Annotated in this window: 23 protein-coding genes; 10 read left to right on the top strand and 13 right to left on the bottom strand. The window is 71.8% G+C overall.

Annotated elements, in window-relative coordinates; genetic code table 11:
• The first annotated feature begins 246 nt into the window (after positions 1 to 246).
• Entirely contained in the window at positions 247 to 1,716 is a 1,470-nt protein-coding gene (locus ACF068_RS01600) for a sensor histidine kinase (RefSeq protein ID WP_392272672.1), read from the top strand.
• 192 nt (positions 1,717 to 1,908) lie between these two features.
• Here ACF068_RS01600 and ACF068_RS01595 read toward each other — a convergent pair whose 3' ends face one another.
• Positions 1,909 to 2,166, bottom strand: coding sequence for a WhiB family transcriptional regulator (locus ACF068_RS01595; RefSeq protein ID WP_003953983.1), 258 nt, complete (start codon positions 2,164 to 2,166; stop codon positions 1,909 to 1,911).
• A 318-nt stretch (positions 2,167 to 2,484) separates the two neighbouring features.
• Positions 2,485 to 3,453 carry a diacylglycerol/lipid kinase family protein gene (locus tag ACF068_RS01590; RefSeq protein WP_392272128.1) on the bottom strand — a complete coding sequence of 323 codons (969 nt, stop codon included), beginning with the start codon at positions 3,451 to 3,453 and terminating at the stop codon, positions 2,485 to 2,487.
• A 92-nt stretch (positions 3,454 to 3,545) separates the two neighbouring features.
• Here ACF068_RS01590 and ACF068_RS01585 point away from each other — a divergent pair, with 92 nt between their 5' ends.
• The gene (locus tag ACF068_RS01585) at positions 3,546 to 3,977 is read left to right on the top strand and encodes a hypothetical protein (RefSeq protein WP_392272127.1); all 432 of its coding nucleotides are present in this window, start codon (positions 3,546 to 3,548) and stop codon (positions 3,975 to 3,977) included.
• 56 nt (positions 3,978 to 4,033) lie between these two features.
• Here ACF068_RS01585 and ACF068_RS01580 read toward each other — a convergent pair whose 3' ends face one another.
• The 3 genes from ACF068_RS01580 to ACF068_RS01570 all read right to left on the bottom strand — a co-directional run bounded on the left by ACF068_RS01580 (position 4,034) and on the right by ACF068_RS01570 (position 5,854).
• On the bottom strand, positions 4,034 to 4,921 hold the full coding sequence (locus ACF068_RS01580) for an RNA polymerase sigma factor SigF (protein ID WP_392272126.1): 888 nt from the start codon (positions 4,919 to 4,921) through the stop codon (positions 4,034 to 4,036).
• 17 nt (positions 4,922 to 4,938) lie between these two features.
• Positions 4,939 to 5,352 (bottom strand): hypothetical protein, encoded by a 414-nt coding sequence (locus tag ACF068_RS01575; RefSeq protein ID WP_064068524.1) that lies wholly within the window; start codon positions 5,350 to 5,352, stop codon positions 4,939 to 4,941.
• A 241-nt stretch (positions 5,353 to 5,593) separates the two neighbouring features.
• Positions 5,594 to 5,854, bottom strand: coding sequence for a UBP-type zinc finger domain-containing protein (locus ACF068_RS01570; RefSeq protein WP_392272125.1), 261 nt, complete (start codon positions 5,852 to 5,854; stop codon positions 5,594 to 5,596).
• Between the two features lie 98 nt (positions 5,855 to 5,952).
• On the opposite strand from ACF068_RS01570, the gene ACF068_RS01565 reads away from it, so the two are divergent.
• Positions 5,953 to 7,551 (top strand): Na+/H+ antiporter, encoded by a 1,599-nt coding sequence (locus ACF068_RS01565; protein ID WP_392272124.1) that lies wholly within the window; start codon positions 5,953 to 5,955, stop codon positions 7,549 to 7,551.
• Here the strand turns inward: ACF068_RS01565 and ACF068_RS01560 are convergent.
• Positions 7,527 to 8,450 (bottom strand): 1-aminocyclopropane-1-carboxylate deaminase/D-cysteine desulfhydrase, encoded by a 924-nt coding sequence (locus ACF068_RS01560; RefSeq protein ID WP_392272123.1) that lies wholly within the window; start codon positions 8,448 to 8,450, stop codon positions 7,527 to 7,529. The genes ACF068_RS01565 and ACF068_RS01560 overlap by 25 nt on opposite strands.
• Before the next feature lie 10 nt (positions 8,451 to 8,460).
• Positions 8,461 to 9,051, bottom strand: a complete 591-nt coding sequence (locus ACF068_RS01555; RefSeq protein WP_392272122.1) for an N-acetylmuramoyl-L-alanine amidase — start codon at positions 9,049 to 9,051, stop codon at positions 8,461 to 8,463.
• Between the two features lie 253 nt (positions 9,052 to 9,304).
• Between ACF068_RS01555 and ACF068_RS01550 the strand changes: the two genes are divergently transcribed.
• The gene (locus ACF068_RS01550) at positions 9,305 to 10,720 is read left to right on the top strand and encodes a family 2B encapsulin nanocompartment shell protein (RefSeq protein ID WP_392272121.1); all 1,416 of its coding nucleotides are present in this window, start codon (positions 9,305 to 9,307) and stop codon (positions 10,718 to 10,720) included.
• A 495-nt stretch (positions 10,721 to 11,215) separates the two neighbouring features.
• On the top strand, positions 11,216 to 11,674 hold the full coding sequence (locus ACF068_RS01545; protein ID WP_392272120.1) for a DUF6304 family protein: 459 nt from the start codon (positions 11,216 to 11,218) through the stop codon (positions 11,672 to 11,674).
• A 69-nt stretch (positions 11,675 to 11,743) separates the two neighbouring features.
• Here ACF068_RS01545 and snpA read toward each other — a convergent pair whose 3' ends face one another.
• Complete coding sequence (snpA, locus tag ACF068_RS01540; protein WP_392272119.1) at positions 11,744 to 12,415, bottom strand: snapalysin; 672 nt, start codon at positions 12,413 to 12,415, stop codon at positions 11,744 to 11,746.
• A gap of 174 nt (positions 12,416 to 12,589) precedes the next feature.
• Here snpA and ACF068_RS01535 point away from each other — a divergent pair, with 174 nt between their 5' ends.
• Both ACF068_RS01535 and ACF068_RS01530 read left to right on the top strand, forming a co-directional pair.
• Positions 12,590 to 13,579, top strand: coding sequence for a LysR family transcriptional regulator (locus ACF068_RS01535; RefSeq protein WP_392272118.1), 990 nt, complete (start codon positions 12,590 to 12,592; stop codon positions 13,577 to 13,579).
• A gap of 15 nt (positions 13,580 to 13,594) precedes the next feature.
• Complete coding sequence (locus tag ACF068_RS01530; protein WP_392272117.1) at positions 13,595 to 14,122, top strand: GNAT family N-acetyltransferase; 528 nt, start codon at positions 13,595 to 13,597, stop codon at positions 14,120 to 14,122.
• 84 nt (positions 14,123 to 14,206) lie between these two features.
• Here ACF068_RS01530 and sodN read toward each other — a convergent pair whose 3' ends face one another.
• Entirely contained in the window at positions 14,207 to 14,602 is a 396-nt protein-coding gene (sodN, locus tag ACF068_RS01525; RefSeq protein ID WP_392272116.1) for a superoxide dismutase, Ni, read from the bottom strand.
• 173 nt (positions 14,603 to 14,775) lie between these two features.
• On the opposite strand from sodN, the gene sodX reads away from it, so the two are divergent.
• Positions 14,776 to 15,213, top strand: coding sequence for a nickel-type superoxide dismutase maturation protease (gene sodX / locus ACF068_RS01520; protein ID WP_392272115.1), 438 nt, complete (start codon positions 14,776 to 14,778; stop codon positions 15,211 to 15,213).
• Here the strand turns inward: sodX and ACF068_RS01515 are convergent.
• Positions 15,117 to 15,746 (bottom strand): CGNR zinc finger domain-containing protein, encoded by a 630-nt coding sequence (locus tag ACF068_RS01515; protein WP_392272114.1) that lies wholly within the window; start codon positions 15,744 to 15,746, stop codon positions 15,117 to 15,119. The two genes, sodX and ACF068_RS01515, sit on opposite strands and share 97 nt — an antisense overlap.
• A gap of 79 nt (positions 15,747 to 15,825) precedes the next feature.
• Here ACF068_RS01515 and ACF068_RS01510 point away from each other — a divergent pair, with 79 nt between their 5' ends.
• On the top strand, positions 15,826 to 16,587 hold the full coding sequence (locus ACF068_RS01510; RefSeq protein WP_392272671.1) for a class I SAM-dependent methyltransferase: 762 nt from the start codon (positions 15,826 to 15,828) through the stop codon (positions 16,585 to 16,587).
• Between the two features lie 58 nt (positions 16,588 to 16,645).
• Here the strand turns inward: ACF068_RS01510 and ACF068_RS01505 are convergent, their stop codons facing one another.
• The 3 genes from ACF068_RS01505 to ACF068_RS01495 form a co-directional block, all read right to left on the bottom strand.
• Complete coding sequence (locus tag ACF068_RS01505; RefSeq protein WP_392272113.1) at positions 16,646 to 17,407, bottom strand: amino acid ABC transporter ATP-binding protein; 762 nt, start codon at positions 17,405 to 17,407, stop codon at positions 16,646 to 16,648.
• Positions 17,404 to 18,309 carry an amino acid ABC transporter permease gene (locus tag ACF068_RS01500; protein ID WP_392272670.1) on the bottom strand — a complete coding sequence of 302 codons (906 nt, stop codon included), beginning with the start codon at positions 18,307 to 18,309 and terminating at the stop codon, positions 17,404 to 17,406. Before ACF068_RS01500 ends, ACF068_RS01505 begins: the two co-directional genes overlap by 4 nt.
• Positions 18,310 to 18,958: 649 nt before the next feature.
• Positions 18,959 to 19,939, bottom strand: coding sequence for an ABC transporter substrate-binding protein (locus ACF068_RS01495; RefSeq protein WP_392272112.1), 981 nt, complete (start codon positions 19,937 to 19,939; stop codon positions 18,959 to 18,961).
• A gap of 561 nt (positions 19,940 to 20,500) precedes the next feature.
• Here ACF068_RS01495 and ACF068_RS01490 point away from each other — a divergent pair.
• A complete protein-coding gene (locus tag ACF068_RS01490; protein ID WP_392272111.1) occupies positions 20,501 to 21,718 on the top strand; it encodes an NADP-dependent malic enzyme in 1,218 nt (405 codons plus the stop codon).
• The last annotated feature ends 52 nt before the right edge of the window (positions 21,719 to 21,770 follow it).

Below are 21,770 nucleotides of genomic sequence, written 5' to 3'. Positions count from 1 at the left end.
TTCCCGGCCGTGGGTGTGCGGTCCCCCGGCCGTGTGGAGGACTCGGCGCAGTCAGGGCAGAGAGCGCCGGGTACCTCGATCCACCCTCCTGTGCGGGGAGGGCGGAAGCATGTGTTGTCGCATTGTGGACTAGACCAATCCGGTCTGTCCATCGGGCCGCGATCGATAATCCATCACCCATACTCCCTCACCGACCGGCAGAACACCAGGCTCGGGACCGCGGGTACGCTCGCACACGTGCCCTCCATGAACGATCTCGTACGCCAGCACACCGCACTCAGCGAGTCCGACCTCGAATGGCTCCACCTGCTGGTGTCGGAGTGGCAGCTGCTCTCCGACCTCTCCTTCGCCGACCTCGTCCTGTGGGTCCCCACCCTCGACGGCACCCGGTACGTCTCGGTCGCCCAGATGCGGCCCAACACCGGACCCACCTCCTACCAGGACGACATGGTCGGCCACCTCGTCCCGCGCGGCCGCCGTCCGCTGCTCGACGCCGCGCTCGACGAGGGCCGGATCGTGCGCGAGGGCGACCCGGAGTGGCGCGAGGAGGTCCCGGTGCGCGTCGAGTCCATCCCCGTACGCCGCGAGGGCCGGGTACTGGGAGTGATCGCCCGCAACACCAACCTGCTCACCGTCCGCACCCCCAGCCGGCTGGAGCTGACCTACCTCCAGTCCGCCTCCGACCTGGCGCAGATGATCGCCGCCGGGACCTTCCCCTTCCCCGGTCAACAAGTCGACATGGATGCCTCGCCGCGCGCCGGTGACGGCCTGATCCGGCTCGACGCGGACGGCGTCGTGCAGTACGCCTCGCCCAACGCGCTCTCCGCCTACCACCGCCTCGGCCTCGCCGCCGACCTCGTCGGCCAGCACCTCGGCCAGATCACCGCCGAACTCGCCCCCTCCCGGGGCCCGGTGGACGAGGCCCTGGTCAAGCTGGCCAGCGGGTACGCCCCGCGGGAGGCGGAGGTCGAGGGCAACGGCGGCGTCATCCAGCTACGGGCCATCCCGCTCAAGCCCAAGGGGACCCGGATCGGTTCCCTGGTCCTGCTCCGGGACGTCACCGAACTGCGGCGCCGCGAGCGTGAGTTGATCACCAAGGACGCCACCATCCGGGAGATCCACCACCGGGTGAAGAACAACCTCCAGACCGTGGCCGCCCTGTTGCGCCTCCAGGCCCGCCGGATGGACTCCGACCACGGCCGCGAGGCGCTCAACGAGGCGGTGCGGCGCGTCGGCTCGATCGCCATCGTGCACGAGACGCTGTCGCAGAACCTCGACGAGCGGGTCGAGTTCGACGAGATCGCCGACCGGGTGATCTCGATGGTCGCCGAGATCTCGCCCGGCAAGGTCACCTGCCGCCGCAACGGCCGCTTCGGCATCCTCGACGCCGAGGTCGCCACCCCGCTCTCGATGGTCCTCACCGAGATCCTCCAGAACGCCCTGGAGCACGCCTTCGCCCCGGCCGAACGCGGCACGGTCGAGGTCTCGGCGGTACGCGGCGACCCGCGCGCCCGCGACGCCCGCCTGCTGATCACCGTCCAGGACGACGGCCGCGGCCTGCCCGAGGGCTTCGACCCGCAGCGCGCCGGCAACCTGGGCCTCCAGATCGTAAGGACCCTGGTGGAGGGGGAGTTGGGCGGCACGTTCGACATGCAGCCCGCCCCGGGAGGCGGCACCCGGGTCGTGCTCGACGTCCCGGTCCGGACGCAGAAGTAGCGGCGGACGCGGCCGGGCGGCCGGCGAGGCCGGCCGGGGCCGGGCGGGAGGACAGCAGCGAGCCCCGGACCGTGGAAAACGGTCCGGGGCTCGAACGCTTTGGGTTACTGCTGCGCGCTGCGGCTCGGGAGGCGGGTCAGTGCGTACACGCTGTACGCGCCGCCTGGCTCAGGCTCGTAGCGGTGGCGTCGCTCAGGCGCTGGCGTTACGCGCCCGGTTGCGGGCGGCGCGGCGCTTCATGGCGCGACGCTCGTCCTCGCTGAGGCCACCCCAGACGCCGGAGTCCTGGCCGGACTCGAGCGCCCACTGCAGGCACTGCTCCATGACGGGGCAGCGTCGGCAGACAGCCTTGGCTTCCTCGATCTGCAGCAGCGCAGGACCGGTGTTGCCGATGGGGAAGAACAGCTCGGGGTCTTCCTCACGACAAACGGCGTTGTGACGCCAGTCCATGGCTGCTACCTCTCCTTGGTGTTGCATGCACGGTGCTTGTGAATGTGAACGCTTTCACGAATCCCCCAACAAGTGAAGGGCCGAACGCCAGATGAACTGGTGTGGTCCTGGATTTGAGGAGGGGTTCTGGCTCTCACTGGAGGCCGGTCTTGCGGGCCGTCCCGATCGCCATGTAGAGATTCGCAAACCTCGGCTGCGGATACAACCCCTTCTGGAAAGTTTTTTTTGATTCCTCGGTGTCGGCTAGGTCACAGCCGTACTTCTATGGGGTGGACCCTGGCCCATACGTTCGAGATAAAGGACCAAGGGCCCTTCCACTCACACAATCACACGCAGTGCACGACGAACGCCTGTGAACGTCACGCTGCTGCGCAGACCCAGGTGGTCTCCGTCCATCTGGAAGGGCAGCGGCACCTTCGAATGCAAGGTGAAGTCGGTCAGGTCGTGCAGGGAGAGGGCGTGCTTGCCCTGGGGTCCGCGCTCCGGGCTGGACGTCAGCAACTGGGTCGCGTACCGCGCCACCGAAGCGGTCGACAGCCGGCTCAGCGCGAGCACGTCGAGCGCGGTGTCGAAGGACGCCCCGGGCGACGCGTACACGGGACGATTCCCCAGGTAGGTCCAGGGGGCGGTGTTGCAGACTATGGACAGCGAGAGGTCGTGGACCGGGTCGTGGCCCGGGCGCTCCAGCGTGATCGCACCGCGGCCCCGGCGCGGCTCGTCCAGGAACTGACGGACGGCCTGCCGGATGTAGAGCGCGTGGGTCGATCTCTTGCCGCGCTCCCGCTGCTGCTCGACCCGGCCGATCACACCGGCGTCGAATCCGAAACCGGCACAGAACGTGAACCAGCGGGCCGGAACGGACTCGTCCTCGGTACCGGGCGTCCCCGCCGCCAGCCCCAGACCGACCGTCCGGTCGCGGCGCTCGCGCAACGCGTCCAGCAGCACGCCCGTCGCCTCGACCGCGTCGTTGGGCAGGCCCAGCGCGCGGGCGAAGACATTGGTGGACCCGCCGGGCACCACCGCCAGGTGCGGAAGCCGGTCGGGATCGGGGCCGTGGTGCAGCAGACCGTTGACGACCTCGTTGACCGTGCCGTCACCGCCGAGGGCGACGACCAGCTCGATGTCCTGGGAGTCGGCGGCCCGGCGCGCGAGGTCACGGGCGTGCCCACGGTACTCCGTCGTGACCGCCTCCAGCTTCATCTCGCTGGCCAGCGCGTGGATCAGTACGTCACGGGTGCGGGCACTGGTGGTGGTGGCTGCCGGATTGACCACGAGGAGTGCGCGCATGCCCGCCAGGTTACCTACCGCGCGGTACCCGGCGCAGTGGGTCCCCGCCCCTGTCCACGGGCCGGACGCGCCCGGCGGGCTACCCTGCGGGGGTGAGCAGTACGGAGCAGACCCCCGCCACCCCCTCCCCTTCCGCCTCCCGCCCGGGCCGGGTGACCGGCGCCGCGGCCGTGGCCGCGCTGGAGGCGCTCGCCCTGCTCGCGGGCGGCGCCTACCTGCTCGTGACGAGCCTCACGGGCCGGCCGGACGACCTGACGCAGGCGCTCACCGGCGGCGCCACGCTCGTCGCGCTCGGCCTGATCCCGCTCGCCGCCGCCCGCGGGCTGCTGCGCTGCCGTAGCTGGAGCCGCGGGCCGGCGATCATCACCCAGCTCATGGCCGTGCCGGTGGCCTGGACGCTCCTCCGGTCCTCCGGCGCCGCCGTCCCGGCCGGCATCGCCCTGGCGGCCGCCGCGGTCACCGGACTGGTCCTGCTGGTCCACCCGGCCACCACCCGGGCCCTGGGCATCCGGCCCCGCGCCTGACCCCGGGGCATCGCGGGGCCGGGCCGCCGAGGGAACCCGGGTGCCGGAGCCGGAGGTCACTCCTCCACGAGGAGCTTCTCGCGCAGCTGCGCCAGCGTGCGGGCCAGCAGACGCGAGACGTGCATCTGCGAGATGCCGACCTCCTGGGCGATCTGCGACTGGGTCATGTTGCCGAAGAACCGCAGCAGCAGGATGCGCTTCTCGCGCGGCGGCAGGTCCTCCAGCAGCGGCTTGAGCGACTCGCGGTACTCGACTCCCTCCAGCGCCTCGTCCTCCGCCCCGAGGGTGTCGGCGACCGCCGGGGACTCGTCGTCCGTGTCCGGGACGTCCAGCGAGAGCGTCGAGTACGCGTTCGCCGACTCCAGGCCCTCCAGGACCTCCTCCTCCGAGATCCCGAGGCGCTCGGCGAGCTCGTGCACGGTCGGGGAGCGGCCGTGCTGCTGCGAGAGCTCCGCGGTGGCCGTGGTCAGGGAGAGGCGCAGCTCCTGGAGGCGGCGGGGCACCCGCACCGCCCAGCCCTTGTCGCGGAAGTGGCGCTTGATCTCGCCGACCACGGTCGGGGTCGCGTACGTGGAGAACTCCACGCCCCGGTCGGGGTCGAAGCGGTCGACGGACTTGATCAGGCCGATCGTGGCGACCTGCGTCAGGTCGTCCAGCGGCTCACCGCGGTTGCGGAACCGGCGCGCCAGATGCTCGACCAGCGGCAGATGCATCCGCACGAGCCGGTTGCGCAGCTCGGCCCGCTCGGGCGAACCGTCCGGCAGTGAGCGCAGCCGCACGAACAGGGCCTTCGCGCCACTGCGGTCGTTCGGATCGTGGTGGTTCTGCTGCTGCTCGTTCATCCGGTCCGCCCGCTCATCCAAAAGACCGTCCACCGGGTGCGGCCGCGCCTGCTGTTCCGGGACCGAGCTCAGTGCCCGTGGGCCGCGCTCCTCGTCTCGCACCGGACCGTCCCCGTTCCTCACGCCGGCCCGGGTCCCGCGCCGCGCTGTTTGTACAGGCTGATGGAGACCGTCCGGTCGTCGGCGACGGACGAGTCGACCTTGCCGGCCAGCGCCGAGAGCACCGTCCAGGCGAACGTGTCCCGCTCCGGCGCCCTGCCGTCGGTGGTGGGCGCCGAGACCGTGACGTCCAGGGAGTCGTCGACGAGGCGGAACACGCAGCTCAGGACCGAGCCGGGCACCGCTTGCTGGAGCAGGATCGCGCATGCCTCGTCGACCGCGATGCGCAAGTCCTCGATCTCGTCGAGGGTGAAGTCCAAACGCGCCGCGAGACCGGCCGTGGCCGTACGCAGCACGGACAGGTAGGCACCCGCAGCGGGCAGCCGGACTTCCACGAAGTCCTGGGTCCCGGGCTCGCCTGCGATCTGGGACACCCTCACCTCCAAGGTGGCACAAGCTCTTTCGGGGCTCCGGGAAGGCAGATCCTCCGCGGAACCGGTGCGGTACGCAGGTGTGCGTAGTCCGCCGTGACGCTATCGCGATCCATGGTGCCGTGTCGCCGGGACCCCCGGTCCGGCGCCTGTCACTCATGGTAAGCACATGGGTACGCTCAGTGGCTAGTGTCGTGCGGGGCCCAATCGCGAGAAACCGGCGGAGGGTTGACGTACCCAGACGTCACACGATCGAACCGTCGACGAAGCACCAACGCCACTTCTCACCGGGTTCGTACGTCCGCATCACCGGATGACCGGTCTCCTCGAAGTGCCCCGTCGCGTGCCGGCCGGCCGAGGAGTCGCAGCACCCGACGTGCCCGCACAGCAGGCACAGCCGGAGCTGCACCGGGTGCGTGCCGTCGGCGGCGCACTCCGGACAGGTGTCCGACAGCGGGACGGGCTCGGGACGTGGCAGTTCGGCCAGGTGCAGACACTCACGCATGATGGCCAGGGTACCGAGGCGGGGCCTCGGTGGTCGGTGATCACGGGTGGAGCCGGGGCGGAACGCGCACGGCCGTCCCGCCCGGGAGTGGGGAGACGATGGACGTACTGTCACTGGTGGCCCTGGTCGCGGTGAGCGCCGTGATCGCCGGCGCGGCCCGGCTGACGCCGGTTCCGGCACCGCTGCTGCTGGTCGCCGCCGGGCTGGCCGCCTCGTACGTGCCCGGGGTGCCGGACTACACCCTGGACCCGCACGTCGTGCTGCCGCTGGTGCTGCCGCCGCTGCTGCACACCGCCGCCCTGGACTCCTCCTACCTGGACCTGCGGGCCAACATCCGTCCGGTCGCCCTGCTGTCGGTCGGGTACGTGCTGTTCGCGACCCTCGCCGTCGGCTGGCTCGCCCACCTGATGGTGCCCGACCTGCCGCTGACCGCCGCCCTGGTGCTGGGCGCGGTGATCGCCCCGCCGGACGCGGTGGCCGCCACCGCCATCGCCCGCCGCCTGGGACTGCCCGGCCGGATCACCACGATCCTCCAGGGCGAGTCCCTGGTGAACGACGCGACCGCGATCACCGCGTACAAGGTGGCGCTCGCGGCGGCCGTCGGGGAGGGCGTGAGCTGGGCCGGCGGGATCGGTGAGTTCGCCCTCGCGGCGCTCGGCGGGATCGGCGTCGGCCTGGTGCTGATGGTGCCCATCCACTGGCTGCGCCGCTGGCTGCGCGAACCGCTGCTGCAGAACACCCTGTCCTTGCTGATCCCGTTCGTCGCCTACGCGGCCGCCGAACGCGTCCACGCCTCCGGCGTCCTCGCCGTCGTCGTGGTGGCCCTCTACCTGGGGCACCGCTCCTGGCAGGTCGACTTCGCCACCCGCCTCCAGGAGGAGGCCGTGTGGAAGATGGTCGCCTTCGTGCTGGAGACGTCCGTCTTCGCGCTGATCGGGCTCCAGCTGCCCCACGTGGTGCGGGAGCTCGGCACGTACGGGACGGGGGAGGCCGCCCTCTACGCGGCCGGTGTGTTCGCCGCGGTGGTCGTCGTCCGGTTCGTCTGGGTCTTCCCCGCCACCTACCTGCCGCGGGCGCTGTCGCGCCGGGTGCGGGAGCGTGAGCCCGCCGTCGACCGGACCGCACCGGTGATCGTCGGCTGGGCCGGGATGCGGGGCGTGGTGTCCCTGGCGATCGCCTTCTCCATTCCCGTCAGTACGGCGGGGGAGGCCTTCCCGGCCCGGAACCTGGTGCTGTTCCTGACGTTCACCACGGTCATCGGCACCCTGGTCGTACAGGGCCTCACCCTGCCGCCGCTGCTCCGGGCGCTGAAGCTGCCCGGCCGGGACACCCAGGCCGAGACGCTCGCCGAGGCCCAGGCGCAGAGCGAGGCGTCCCGGGCGGCCGAGGAGCGCCTGGAGCAGCTCCTGACCGACGAGCACAACGCCCTGCCGCAGCCGCTCGCCGACCGGCTCCGCACCGTCCTGGAGCGGCGCCGCAACGCGGTCTGGGAGCGGCTCGGCGCGGCCAACCCGGTCACCGGCGAGTCGGCGGACGACACCTACCGGCGGCTCGCCCGCGAGATGATCGAAGCGGAACGCGAGGTCTTCGTCCGGCTGCGCGACGAGCGGCGCATCGACGACGAGATGATGCGCACCCTGCTGCGCCGGCTGGACCTGGAGGAGGCGGCCGCCTACCGCGAGGCCGCCGACGGCTGAACGGGGTCCGGACGGCCGGTGACGACCGCGGCGAGGACGGTCCCCGGTGGGAAGGCTCCCTCCCCGGCGAGCGTGACGAGCCCGTACAGCATTTTGGCGACATATATGCGCTCGACGGCGACCCCGTGCCGCGCCCCGAAGTCGGCGGCGAACGCCTCCAGGGCCGGCGCGGTACGGGCGTAGCCACCGAAGTGGAACCGCTCGTCCAGGCTCCAGTCGCCCGCCGGCCCGCCGAACGCCGCCTCCTGGAGGGCCCGTATCTCTCCGCCCAGGAACCCGCCCCGGAGGACCGGTACGCCGAGCGCGCGGCGGCCGGCGCCCAGCCCCGCCGCCAGCCCGGCGAGCGTGCCGCCCGTCCCGCACGCGACCGCCGCCACGTCCACGCCCCGCGCGGCCAGCTCGCGCCCCAGTTCGGCGCAGCCGCGCACCGCGAGCGCGTTGCTGCCGCCCTCGGGGACGACGACGCTGTCCGGCGGGGCCTCGCCCAGGAGGCGCGCCAGCACCTCCGGATCGCCCTTCGCGCGATACGTGGCGCGGTCCACGAACAGCAACCGCATCCCGTCCGCCGCGCACCGCGCGAGCGACGGGTTCAGGGGCCGGTCCGCGAGCTCCTCGCCGCGCACCACCCCGGTGGTGGGGAAGCCCAGCAGCCGGCCGGCGGCGGCCGTGGCGCGCAGGTGGTTGGAGTAGGCGCCGCCGAAGGTGAGCACCGGGCGCCCGGCCGCGGCGGTCAGGTTGGGTGCGAGCTTGCGCCACTTGTTGCCGGGCAGGTCCGGGTGGATCAGGTCGTCGCGCTTGAGCAGCAGCCGCACGCCGTGCCGGGTGAAGCGCTCGTCCTCCACCGGCTCCAGGGGGGAGGGGAGCCGGGGACCGAGGGAGGACGGGGGCAGCGCGTTCACCCGGCCATTGTCACTTCAGCCGTTCCTCGACGCGTGCCCGCATGGTGTTCATGGAGAAGCCGCGCGGATCGACCTTGCCCGGCTGCCACTCCAGGTGGCCGATGACCGAGCGGGCCGTCCAGCCGTGCCGGCGGCAGATGGCCGCCGCCACCTTCTCGATGGCCAGCAGCTGCGCCTCGGGCCACGGGTCCTCGCCGTCGCCGAGGTTCTCGCACTCGAAGCCGTAGAAGTGGGTGTTGCCGTCGGCGTTCGTCTGGTTGTCGTGCGGCAGCGCCTTCTCGGCGATCACGGCGCGCAGCACGTCCCGGTCGCCCGGACCGGCGTGGTTGGCACGGCCGTAGCCGACCAGGTGGACGCGGCCGTCCTTGGTGATCACGCCGTGGCAGAGCGGGCCCGGGAGGCCCGGGCGGCCCTTGCGGCAGAGATCCACGGTGTGGTCGCTGCCCTCGGTGACGCTGTGGTGGATCATCACACCGTGCACCGGCCCCCAGGGGCCCTTGTGGTTGCGGTTGTGGGTGCGCCAGTCGCCGACCTCGACGACCGTGAGGCCTTCGTCGCGCAGCGCGTCGAGAAAGCCGTTCGCGGACATGGGTGGGGCCACGCCGCCTCCTTCTGGTTGTGCCGTGCCGGGGTGCTACCCCGCCGGCGGGAACGGGTCATGGGGTGTTCGCGGTGTTCGGATGGCGTGCGAGCCGATCCGGACAGCGACGGGTGAGGCTGCTGGGGAGGGCGAAATCCCTGTCATGCCCAGTGGGTGAAAGATCCAGTCTCGCTCTTTTGTGTAATGGCGCCGCCACACACCGTGATGAAAGGCTTTTCCTCTGAAGGTCGGTTCATGGTCGAGAGGGATGTTCATGTCGGTTGGTTCGGTTGGCGAGGAAGTCCGCGACGAGGTAGGGCGGCCGCAGCAGAGTCTCGGCACGGCCGCCGCGCGGAACCTGGCGACCACCACCAAGTCGGTGCCGCAGATGCAGGAGATCACCTCCAGGTGGCTGCTGCGGATGCTGCCGTGGGTGCAGGTGCAGGGTGGTACGTACCGGGTGAACCGGCGACTCAGTTACGCGGTGGGTGACGGCCGGGTCACCTTCGTCCAGACCGGTGAGCAGGTCGCCGTGATCCCGAACGAGCTGCGGGAACTGCCGGCCCTCCGCTCCTACGAGGACGACGCCGCGCTCACGGAGCTGGCGCAGCGCTGCGCGCAGCGGGAGTTCGCGCCCGGCCAGGTGATCGCCGAGGCCGGCGCGCAGACCGACCGGGTGTTCCTGCTGGCGCACGGCCGGGTCGAGCAGGTCGGCACCGGGCCGTACGGGGACGAGGCGGTGCTCGGCGTCCTCGCCGACGGGGCGTACTTCGGCGACGCGTGCCTGGCCGACCGGGACGCCACCTGGGAGTGGACGGCCCGCGCCGCGACCGCCTGCACCGTGCTGGAGCTCACCCGCGCCGACGTCACCAACCTGGCCGAGCGCGCCCAGTCGCTGGCCGGGCACCTGGCCGCGCTGGCCTCCCTGCCGCACCAGCGCACCAACAAGTACGGCGAGAAGGCCATCGACCTGTCGGCCGGCCACGTCGGCGAGGCGGTCGTCCCGCACACCTACGTCGACTACGAGGCCTCGCCGCGCGAGTACGAACTGAGCGTGGCCCAGACGGTACTGAAGGTGCACAGCCGGGTCGCCGACCTCTATAACCAGCCGATGAACCAGACCGAGCAGCAGTTGCGGCTCACGGTCGAGGCGCTGCGCGAGCGCCAGGAGCACGAGCTCATCAACAACAAGGAGTTCGGGCTGCTCGCCAACTGCGACTACGGGCAGCGGCTCCAGCCGCACGACGGCGTGCCCGGCCCGGACGACATGGACGAGCTGCTCTCCCGCCGCCGCGGCAACAAGATGTTCCTCGCCCACCCGCGCGCCATCGCCGCGTTCGGCCGCGAGTGCAACAAGCGGGGGCTGGTGCCCGGCTCGGTGGAGGTGGCGGGCCACCAGATCCCGGCCTGGCGCGGCGTGCCGATCTTCCCGTGCAGCAAGATCCCGGTCTCCGAGGCGCGTACGACCTCCATCCTCTGCATGCGTACGGGCGAGGAGGACCAGGGCGTCATCGGCCTCCACCAGACCGGCATCCCGGACGAGATCGAGCCCAGCATGTCGGTCCGCTTCATGGGCATCGACGAGCAGGCGATCATCTCCTACCTGGTCACCGCCTACTACTCGGCGGCCATCCTGGTGCCGGACGCCCTCGGCGTCCTGGAGAACGTGGAGGTCAGCCGCTGGCGCTGAGGCCGACCGTGCCCCGTGCCCGCCCGGTGGCGGATGCCCACCGGGCGGGCACGAGCCGGCCCGGCCCGGAGGGCGGGCCGCCGGGTGGCCTCCGGCCGCCGGTGCGGCCGCGAGCGGGGACGGGGGCCTGTCCCGCACCCCGGTCCGCCGGTGCGGCCGCGAGCGGTGACCGGAGCCTGTCCCGCATCCCGGAACCGTCCTACCCTGGGGGTATGGGCAGCGAAGGACGCCGAACCGTCCGCCGCCCGCAGGCCGCGCGCGAGCCCGTGTGCCCGGCCTGCGGACAGCCTGTCGGTACGGCCATCGAACGACACAAGGTGCTCGGAGCCTGGGTCCCGGTGTGGCGCCCACGGCCCTGCCACAACCCCGTGTGCGTGCGGTACACCGCGGCGGAGAGGGAGGACGACCCGGGCAAGGGCGCCAAGACCGGATGAAGTCCGGCTCCTGGGGTGACCGGCGCACGCCGGGGGCGGTCGTAGCGCTACAGTCCGCGCCATGTCATCGGAGTCGACGGAAGTCTGGACCGGCTGGTACCGGGACCGCCGCGGTGCGGAAGCGATCGCGATCACGGCGGATGGGCGGCGGATCGCCACCCGCGTCAGGGGCGTGGAGTACGCGGGCGCGCGCCTGGACGCGCTGAGCGCGGCGGAGGAGAACGGCGGCCTGCCCCTGGCCGGCTGCGTACTGGAGTGGGACCTGCCGCTGCCGGTCCTCCTCGACGGTGACGCCCAACGGGCCACGCTCAGTTGCCTGTTGGCGCTGGGCGAAGCCCTGTCCGACGGCTCGCCCGAGCGGGTGGACCTCCAGCTCACCCTGCACTGCGGGGGAGCGGCGTACGAATCGGGCCTGGCCGGCGGGGACGTCGACCACGCCCTCGACCGCATCCTGCGCCAGTTGCCGCCGGGGACCCGGTTCGGCCGCACCCTCCTGGAGGGCGCCGGGGCCGCGGCCTGACCTTCCGGTACGGCCCCCGGAGGCGGGCCCGGGGCGGCTCGCCGCGGGCCCACCGGGGTGTGGCGAGGGTCAGGACACCGGGGCCACGGCGGCCGCCAGGCCGTTGCGCCACAGGTAGTCGACGCGGGCGCGTTCCTGGGTGTTCGGCTGGGCGTTCTGGCAGGACGTGCCGGGCCCGCCGCCGGACATCAGTTCGCTGCACGGCCCGGAGTAGTGGTCGGGCAGCCCGAGGACGTGACCGGTCTCGTGGGCGGTGACGCGCGTGGAGTTGTACTGCTGGTTCTGCCGGTAGTCGAGGAAGATGTAGCCCCGGCCGTGGCCGTCGGTGCTGGCGTACGAACCGCGGGAGTCGTTGCCCTCGTAGTACCGGAAGTCCGGGTTGCTGCCCTCCTGGAGCTTCACGTTGCTGACGGAGCTGTTCCAGATCTGGGTGGAGCGGGCTATCTGGGTGCGGAAACTCGGGGCGCCTGTCGACGAGTAGACGACGGTGACGGCCAGGGCGCCGGGGTTCGCGGCGCGCTTCTCGGCGACCGACTCCATGACCGCCTCGAAGAAGGCCCGGTTGGCCCTGGCCTCCTCGGCGGAACCGGCGTACGCCGCGTACGACGACGGCACCGGGGCGGAGGCGGCCACCGGGGCGGACGCGGATGCGGGGGCGGCGGTGGCGGTCGCGGCCGGTACGGCGGCCAGGGCGGCGGCGAGGCTCAGGGCAGCCGACAGCACGGCCTTGGGGTGTCTCATGGGGGGCTCCTCGTGATCCTGAACGGCTGGGTGGGCCGTTCGGTTGGGGAGAGTGTCGGGGAGTCGGCGTCCCGTACGGATGATGTCAGCGGGCGATAGCACCGGCGCATCACCCGGCCCCAAGTCCCCTTCCGTATCTGGTGGTTCGGCCGTCAACCGCCTTACTCTCGGGGCATGGAGCTGGAGGTGAGGCACCTGCGGGCGCTGTGCGCCATCGCCGACACGGGCAGTCTGCACAAGGCCGCCCGCCTGCTCGGCGTCAGCCAGCCGTCCCTGACGACGCAGCTACGGCGCATCGAACACGCCCTGGGCGCCGAACTGTTCGCGCGCGAGCGCACCGGGTGCCGGCCCACCCCGCTGGGCCACGCGGTGCTCAGCCGCGCCCGCCCCCTGGTGACCCAGATGGCCGCGCTCGTCACCGAGACCAGGGCGGCCGCCTCCCGCGCCGACGGCGCCCGGCTGCGCGTCGGCTCCACCGCGAGCCGGGCGCTGGCGGGCTGGCTGCGGCGGCTGCGGGACCGGCTGCCCGGCACGGACATCACCCTGCACATGGACGTCTCGGCGGGCGCCCTGCTGCGGGCCCTGGCGGCCGGGCGGCTCGACGTGGCGTTCGTCCACGAGGTCGAGGGCTGCCCGCTGCGCGTACCGGACGGGCTGGAGCGGCGCGTCCTGGTCGAGCGGGAGCCGCAGTTCATCTCCATGGCGCGGGACCACCCGGCCGCCGCCGCGCCCGTCGTCGAACTCACCGACCTGGCCGGTGACCGCTGGATGGTCGACCCCACCGTGGACGGCGAGTGGGACGGGCTGCGCCGGGTACTGGGGGCGGCCGGCATCGACCCGCCCGTCCTGCACGGCGACTACCACACGGCCGCGTCCCTCATCGTGGCCGGTGAGGTCGTGGCGCCCTGCCAGCCGACGTCGGGGCCGCGCGACGACATGGCGATACGGCCGTTACGGGGCGACCCGCTGGCGGTGCGCCTGCTGCTCTACAGCCGCCCCGGGCCGGACCCCGATGACGCCGGCGGCCCGGCGTACCGGGAACCGGCCCGCACCGACCTGCTGTACGCCGACCTCGCGGCCGCCTACCGCGAAGCGGCACTCCGCACCTCGGCGTACCGCCAGTGGCTCCTCCGCCACGGCAGCCCCCTCACCCACGCCGCCTGACCCCGGAAGCCGCCCGTGCCCCCCACCCCTGCCTCCCTCACCGACGGCCACCTCGTGCTGCGCGAATGGACGGACGCGGACCTCCCCGCCATGAGCGAGCTGTTCGACGAGCCCGACGTCGCCCAGCGCACGCCCCTCGCCTCCCCCTTCGACCGGGCCGCGGCGACCGCCTACCTGGCGATGATCCGCCGCACCCGCGCCGACGGCACCCGGCTCCATCTGGCGATCACCGAGCACGGCGGCCCCCCGCTGGGCGAGGTCCTGCTCGGCGTCGGCCAGGGCGCCATCGGGTACGCCGTGGGCGCCGCCCACCGCGGCCGGGGCCTCGCCGCCGGGGCCACCCGCCTGTTGACCCGCCACGCCCACGAGGTGCTGGGCCTGCCCCGGGTGGTCCTCCTGATCGAGCCGGACAACACCGCGAGCGCGGCCGTCGCCCGCGCGGCCGGCTTCCGCCTCACCGCCGAGCCGCCCGTGACCGTACGCGGCAACGGCCGCACCCACCCGCTCCTCACCTGGGCCCACACCGCCCCCGCCGCGTCCTGAGCCCGGACGCACGGCGGCCCGGCCCCGGAGTCGCCGCCCGGGCCGGGCCGTCGCTGGATCGCGCTGTGCCGCTGGAGGAGCGGCTCAGGCCTTCTTGGTCTCCCAGAAGATCTTGTCGATCTGAGCGATGTGGTCCAGCGCCTTCTGCCCCGTCGCCGGGTCGGTGGACGCCTTGGCGGCCGAGAGGGCCTTCAGGGCGTCGTTGACCAGCTGGTGCAGCTCCGGGTACTTCTCGAAGTGCGGGGGCTTGAAGTAGTCGCTCCAGAGCACCGAGACGTGGTGCTTGGCGAGCTCCGCGCGCTGCTCCTTGATGACCGTGGCGCGGGCCTGGAAGTGCGGGTCGTCGTTCGCCTGCATCTTCTCCTGGGTGGCCTTGACCGACTCGGCCTCGATACGGGCCTGGGCGGGGTCGTAGACACCGCAGGGGAGGTCGCAGTGCGCGCTGACCTTCACCTTCGGGGCAAACAGGCGGGAGAGCATTGAGCTGTCCTTCCTCGTGATCGTCTTCTCAGGTGGGACATTACTCCGTGACAGACGGCTTTTCGCGGGTGCCCCCATGGGCTTACGACAAAAGTCCAGGGTGACCATGGGACTCGTGGAGGAAGGTCCAGGAAGGTCCACGAAGGTCCACGAAGGTACGGGAGGTGTGCCGGATGACGGAGCGGGGCCCCGAGCAGGGGCGGGGGCCGAAGGTGGCGTTCGGGATCGCCGAGGTGACGGGGCCGTCGATGGTGCCCACCTTGCACCACGGCGACCAGCTGCTGGTGCACTACGGGGCGCCGCTGCGGGCCGGGGACGTGGCCGTGCTGCGGCATCCCCTCCAGCAGGACCTGCTGATCGTCAAGCGCCTGGTGGAGCGGCGCGACGGCGGCTGGTGGGTGCTGGGGGACAACCGGGCCGTCGAGGCCGTGGACAGCCGTGCCTTCGGCCCCGTCCCGCCGGACCTGGTGCTGGGACGGGTGCGGGCGCGGTACCGGGGGATACGGCCGGGGCGTCAGCGGTCGGCCGGGGTGGTGCTCTCCTGGCTGGTCTCGGCGGTGCGGCCGGTGCTCGCCGACCGCTCCGTCTCCAGGCGCTTGCGGGCCCGGTAGGCGGCGACGTTCGCGCGCGTGGCGCAGCGGTCCGAGCAGTAGCGCCGGGACCGGTTGGTGGAGGTGTCCAGGTACGCGTTGCGGCACGGCGCCGCCTGGCACAGCCCGAGCCGGTCGGCGCCGAACTCGGTCAGGTGGAAGGCCAGGCCCATGGCGGCGATCGCCGCGTACCCGGCGGTCGCGTTGGACGGGTGGTCGGCGAGGTGCATGTGCCAGCGCGGCCGGCCCTCGTCGTCGAGGAAGTCGTGGCCGGAGATCTGCGGGCTGACCGGGAACTCCAGCAGCAGTGAGTTGAGCAGGTCCACGGCCCGCGTCTGGTCGCCCGCGTCGGCCGCGGTGAAGACCGCCCGCAGCCGCGCCCGCACCGAGCGGAACCGGGTGACGTCCGCGTCGGTGGCGCGCCGCGCCATCTGCGAGGCCTCGCCGAACAGATCGCGGACCACCTCCACGGAGGTCAGGGAGTCCTTGTTGCGCGCCGGCTCCTCGGTGTTGACCAGACGTACGGCGTAGTCCGAGTAATAGGCCAGTTCCACTTGTAGTCCTTACGGCGACGATTTAGGCTCAGTAAGAGACGGGTCTGATACGAGGGTATTACGGAGGGCGGAGGTCGTGGTGACGGAGACGGCGGCGGGAACCGACTGGCAGGCCTGGCAGGACAGCTGGGACCGGCAGCAGGAGTGGTACATGCCCGACCGCGAGGAGCGGTTCCGGGTCATGCTCGACATGGTCGAGGCGCTCGTCGGCCCCGCGCCGAGGGTCCTCGACCTCGCGTGCGGCACGGGCAGCATCACCAAGCGGCTGTTCGACCGGTTCCCGGACGCCGTGAGCACGGGCGTGGACCTCGACCCGGCCCTGCTCACCATCGCCGAGGGGTACTTCGCCGGGGACGAGCGGGTGACCTTCGTACGGGCCGACCTCACCGATCCGCGCTGGACCGCGGCCCTGCCGTACGACGCGTACGACGCCGTCCTCACCGCCACCGCCCTGCACTGGCTCCGCACCGAGCCCCTGGCCGCGCTGTACGGACAGCTCGGCGGGCTCGTCCGGGAGGGCGGCGTGTTCATGAACGCCGACCACATGCGCGACGCGACCACGCCCCGCATCAACGCCGCCGAGCGCGCCCACCGGCACGCCGCCATGGACCGCGCCAGGGAGGCCGGCGCGCTCGACTGGGCCGCCTGGTGGGAGCTGGCCGCCGAGGACCCGGTCCTGGCCGCGCCGACCGCCGAGCGCTTCGCCCTCTACGGCGAGCACGCCGAGGGCGACACGCCCTCCCTGGAATGGCACGCGCGCACCCTCCGGGAGGCCGGGTTCGCCGAGGCGCGGGCCGTGTGGTCCTCGCCGTCGGACGCGCTGGTGCTGGCGCTGAGGTAGCCGGGAGCACGGGAAGGGGCGGTACGGGAGGAGTCCCGTACCGCCCCTTCCCCCGTCCTTACAGCACCTTCGACAGGAACGCCTTCGTCCGGTCCTGCTGCGGGTTGGTCAGGACGTCCCGCGGGTGACCGGACTCGACCACCACCCCGCCGTCCATGAAGACCAGCGAGTCGCCGACCTCACGGGCGAAGCCCATCTCGTGCGTGACGACGACCATCGTCATGCCCGACTCGGCCAGGTCCCGCATCACGTCCAGCACGTCGCCCACCAGCTCCGGGTCGAGCGCCGACGTCGGCTCGTCGAAGAGCATCAGCTTCGGCTCCATCGCCAGCGCCCGGGCGATGGCCACCCGCTGCTGCTGGCCGCCGGAGAGCTGGGAGGGGAAGTTGCCGGACTTGTCGCCCAGCCCCACCCGGTCCAGCAGCTTCAGCGCCCGCTCGCGGGCCACGGCCTTGGACTCGCCCTTGACCTGGACCGGAGCCTCCATGACGTTCTCGACAGCCGTCATGTGCGGGAACAGGTTGAAGCGCTGGAAGACCATGCCGATGTCCCGGCGCTTGAGCGCGACCTCGCTGTCCTTCAGCTCGTACAGCTTGTCGCCCTTCTGGCGGTAGCCGACCAGCTCGCCGTCGACGTACAGCCGGCCGGCGTTGACCTTCTCCAGGTGGTTGATGCACCGCAGGAAGGTCGACTTGCCGGACCCGGACGGGCCGATGAGGCAGAACACCTCACCGGGCGCCACCTCCAGGTCGATCCCCTTGAGGATGTGGGCCGCGCCGTAGGACTTGTGCACGCCCTCGGCCTTCACCATGGCGGTCATCGCGCCACCTCCGGGCGTCGCAGGGTGGACAGATTGGCCTTGACCTTCTGCCATGGGGTCTGGGGGAGGTCACGCAGCGAGCCGCGGGCGTAACGCCGCTCCAGGTAGTACTGGCCGACGCTGAAGATGCTGGTCAGCGTCAGGTACCAGAAGGAGGCCACGAACAGCATCTCCATCACCGCGTACGTACGGCCCGAGATGATCTGCGCGCTGCGCAGCAGGTCGGGGTACGAGACCACGGCCACCAGCGACGAGGTCTTCAGCAGGTTGATGAACTCGTTGCCGGTCGGCGGGATGATCACCCGCATGGCCTGCGGCAGCACCACGCGGCGCATGGTCTGCGCCTGGGTCATGCCGAGCGCGTGCGCGGCCTCCGTCTGGCCCTCGTCGACCGACTGGATACCGGCGCGGACGATCTCCGCCATGTAGGCGCCCTCGTTGAGGCCCAGGCCCAGCAGCGCCACGACCAGCGGGGTCATGACGTCCGACATCTCGTCCTTGTAGATGAACGGGATCTCGAAGTAGGGGAAGATCAGCGACAGGCTGTACCAGAGCAGTAGCTGGACGTAGACCGGGGTGCCCCGGAAGAACCAGATGAAGAGCCAGGAGACACTACCGGTGACCGGGTTCTTGGACATCCGCATCACGGCCAGGACGACGCCGAGCACCAGACCGATGACCATCGAGATGACGCTGATCATCAGGGTCCGGCCGGCGCCGGCCAGGATGTCGCCGTCGGTGATGTAGTCGCCGACGGTCGCCCAGCGGACGTTGCCGCCGGCGAAGGCGGACACCAGCCAGACCAGGACGGCCAGCACGAGGGCGCCGCTGACGTAGCGGCCGTAGTGACGGACGGGGATCGCCCGGATCGGCTCGGCGGCGTCGCCGTCCTCCTTGGCGATCCGGGGGGTGCCCCCGGACCCGCCCGCGTTCCCGGCGTCGCCGGTGGCGGGCTCCTTGGTGAGCGTCGCGGGACGGGCGTCCTCGGGGGCCGCGGCGGGGGTGGCCGCGGGCTCGTCGGCCGGGGAGTCCTTGACGGTCGCCACGGCGTCGGCCGCGGTGGCGGCGGTCGCGGTGGCCTCGGCCGCCTCGGTCGCCTTGGCGGCGGCCTCGGTGGCGTCGCCGGCCGGGGCCGTACCGGCCTCGGCCGCAGTCTCGGTCATGGCCTCGGTCGCCTCGGCGGCGGCCGGGGCGGTCTCCGGGGCGCCGGTGGCCCCGGCGGTCCCGGTGGCCTCGGCCGTCTTCACCGCGTCGGCCGCGGTGGCGGCGGTCGCGGTGGCCTCGGCCGCCTCGGTCGCCTTGGCGGCGGCCGTGGCGCGCTTGGCGGGGGCCTTCTTGGCCGGCGTCGTCTTGCGCGCGGTGGTGGTCTTCGCGGCGGCCGCCTTACGGGGAGTGGCCGTCTTCTTGGCCGCCGTCTTCCTCGGGGTCGAGGTCTTCTTCGCGGCAGCGGCCTTCGCCGGGCCGCTGCCGGGCTCCTCCGACGGGGTGTCGGAGGATCCCGGGTTGAGCTTTTCAGTCACGATGACTGCCTTTCACAGAGCGCGGGGTGGATCACTTGCCGCCGTTGATGACGGCCTTGTCGATCGCACTCTGCGAAGCGCCCCACTTGTCCAGGATCTTCTGGTACGAACCGTCCGCGATGATCGCGTCCAGCGCTTCCTTGATCGCGTCACGGAGCTGGGTGTTGCCCTTGTCCACGGCGATGCCGAACGGACCCGCGTCGACCGGGTCGCCGGCGACCTCGAAGGCCTTGCCGGCGTCCGCGGTCTTCGCGACGTGGACGGCGACCGGGTAGTCGTTCAGGTCCGCGTCCGCGCCGCCCGCCTTCACGCGCACCTGCGCCTCGGCGTCCGTGTCCGGCGTCTCGATGGCGATCTTGGGCTTGCCGTCCTTCTCGCACTTCGCGGACTGCGCCTTGGCGGCGTCCGCGTACGTCGTGCCGAGCTGGACCGCGACCTTCTTGCCGCACAGGTCGTCGAGGGTCTTGATCCCCTTGGGGTTGCCCTTCTTGACCAGGATGGCCGTGCCGGACTGGAAGTAGTCGACGAAGTCGACGCCCTTGCCGGTCTTCTTGCCCTCGTCCAGGCCCTGCTGCCGGTCCTTGTTGTCCGTCATGCCGGACATCACGATGTCGACGCGGCCCGAGTACAGGGAGCCGACCAGACCGTCGAACTTGCCGTTCTCGAACGTGAAGGTCACACCCAGCTTCTTGCCGAGCGCCTCACCGATCTCCGGGTCGATGCCGACGACCTTGTTGCCCTCCATGGACTCCATGGGGGCGTAGGCGGCGTCCGTGCCGACCTTGATGACACCGGACTTCTTGTACTTCTCCGGCAGCTTCGCGAACAGCGGGGCCGAGCTGCCCTGGGAGACGGCGCCCGAGTCCTTCGCCTTGCCGGCTTCGGTCTGGTCGCCGCAGGCGGTCAGCAGCATGGAGCCGGCGACCGCGATCGCGGCGACCGCGGCTATCCGGGACGTCCGGAGCGACCCGGACTTCGCGGCGGTCGTACAGCGGGTGGTGCTTGCGGTCATGGTCGGGTTCCTCCGGCGGGTGAGGGAGTTGCCAAACGGTCGCGCACGCACCATCGGGTGCTTCGACCGCGTGTGATTACGGCATCTTGCCATTCGGACTAGCCCAAACAGGGGGGCCCGCATGTCAAAATCGGATAACGGGAGACCCCCGAACCCCAACAGGCCGGTACATCAAGGCCGGACCTTCTACGGGGTTGCCTTCTTCCGGCCGGAAAATCTCCGGTTGATCTCGTCATTCGGACGCGATAGCGGCCGCAAAGCGGGTTGCGTACGGACTTGTCCAGAAATTCAGCTATGAGTCATGTCACCGGATCCGGGCTGTGGTCCGTGTCGAGGCTCATATGAGATACCGACTCGTCGTCAGAGCGGTCCGTCCGGTAAGAAGGATCCTTACACCCCTCATCCGGGGCTCAGGGCGCGTGTGCGGCGCGCCCGACGCGTACGTACCTCCCCTGCCCGGGCGGGCCAACCACCTGGCGCAGGCACGGACGCGGTGCCCGCCCACCCCTCCTCAACCAGGAGTGGCCACCCTCGAACGAAATGACTTAAGGGGTCAACACAATGGCAGCGGAGATCGTCAATCCTCGCAGCGACAGCGACAACAGCACCGAAGGTGCCGCCGACGAGCCCTTCGATCCGGCGTTCGCGCTGCATCGCGGCGGCAAGATGGCCGTGCAGGCCACGGTGCCGATCCGCGACAAGGACGACCTGTCCCTCGCGTACACGCCCGGCGTCGCCAAGGTGTGCAGCGCCATCGCCGAGCAGCCCGAGCTCGTGCACGACTACACCTGGAAGTCCCAGGTCGTCGCCGTCGTGACGGACGGTACGGCCGTGCTCGGACTCGGTGACATCGGCCCGGAGGCCTCCCTCCCGGTCATGGAGGGGAAGGCGATCCTCTTCAAGCAGTTCGGCGGCGTGGACGCGGTGCCCATCGCGCTCGCCACGACCGACACGGACGAGATCGTCGAGACCGTCGTCCGCCTCGCCCCGTCCTTCGGCGGCGTGAACCTGGAGGACATCTCGGCGCCCCGGTGCTTCGAGATCGAGCGCAAGCTCCAGGAGCGGCTCGACATCCCGGTCTTCCACGACGACCAGCACGGCACCGCCGTGGTCACCCTGGCCGCCCTCCGGAACGCCGCGAAGCTGACCGGACGGGGCCTCGGCGACCTGCGCGCCGTGATCTCCGGCGCCGGCGCGGCCGGTGTGGCCATCGCCAAGTTCCTGCTGGAGGCCGGACTCGGCGACGTGGCGGTCGCCGACCGCAAGGGCATCGTCAGCCGGGACCGCGAGGACCTCACCCCGGTCAAGCGCGAGCTGGCCGAGCTCACCAACCGGGCCGGGCTCTCCGGCTCGCTGGAGAGCGCGCTGGCCGGCGCGGACGTCTTCATCGGCGTCTCCGGCGGTACGGTGCCGGAGCCGGCGGTCGCGTCGATGGCGCCGGGCGCCTTCGTCTTCGCGATGGCCAACCCGAACCCGGAGGTCCACCCCGACGTCGCGCACAAGTACGCGGCCGTCGTGGCCACCGGCCGGTCGGACTACCCGAACCAGATCAACAACGTGCTCGCGTTCCCCGGCATCTTCGCGGGCGCGCTCCAGGTCCGGGCCTCCCGGATCACCGAGGGCATGAAGATCGCCGCCGCCAACGCGCTGGCGGACGTCGTCGGTGACCAGCTTGCCGCCGACTACGTGATCCCGTCGCCGTTCGACGAGCGGGTCGCCCCCGCCGTCACGGCCGCCGTCGCCGCCGCCGCCCGTGCGGAGGGCGTCGCGCGCCGCTGACACCCGGCGGGTGCCCGTACGGACGAGGGCCCCGCTCCGTCGCCCCCCGGGG

Origin of the sequence: Streptomyces sp. NPDC016309 (assembly GCF_043077235.1) — a bacterium.
Taxonomy (GTDB): domain Bacteria; phylum Actinomycetota; class Actinomycetes; order Streptomycetales; family Streptomycetaceae; genus Streptomyces.
This window is presented reverse-complemented; position numbering and strand designations above follow the sequence as displayed.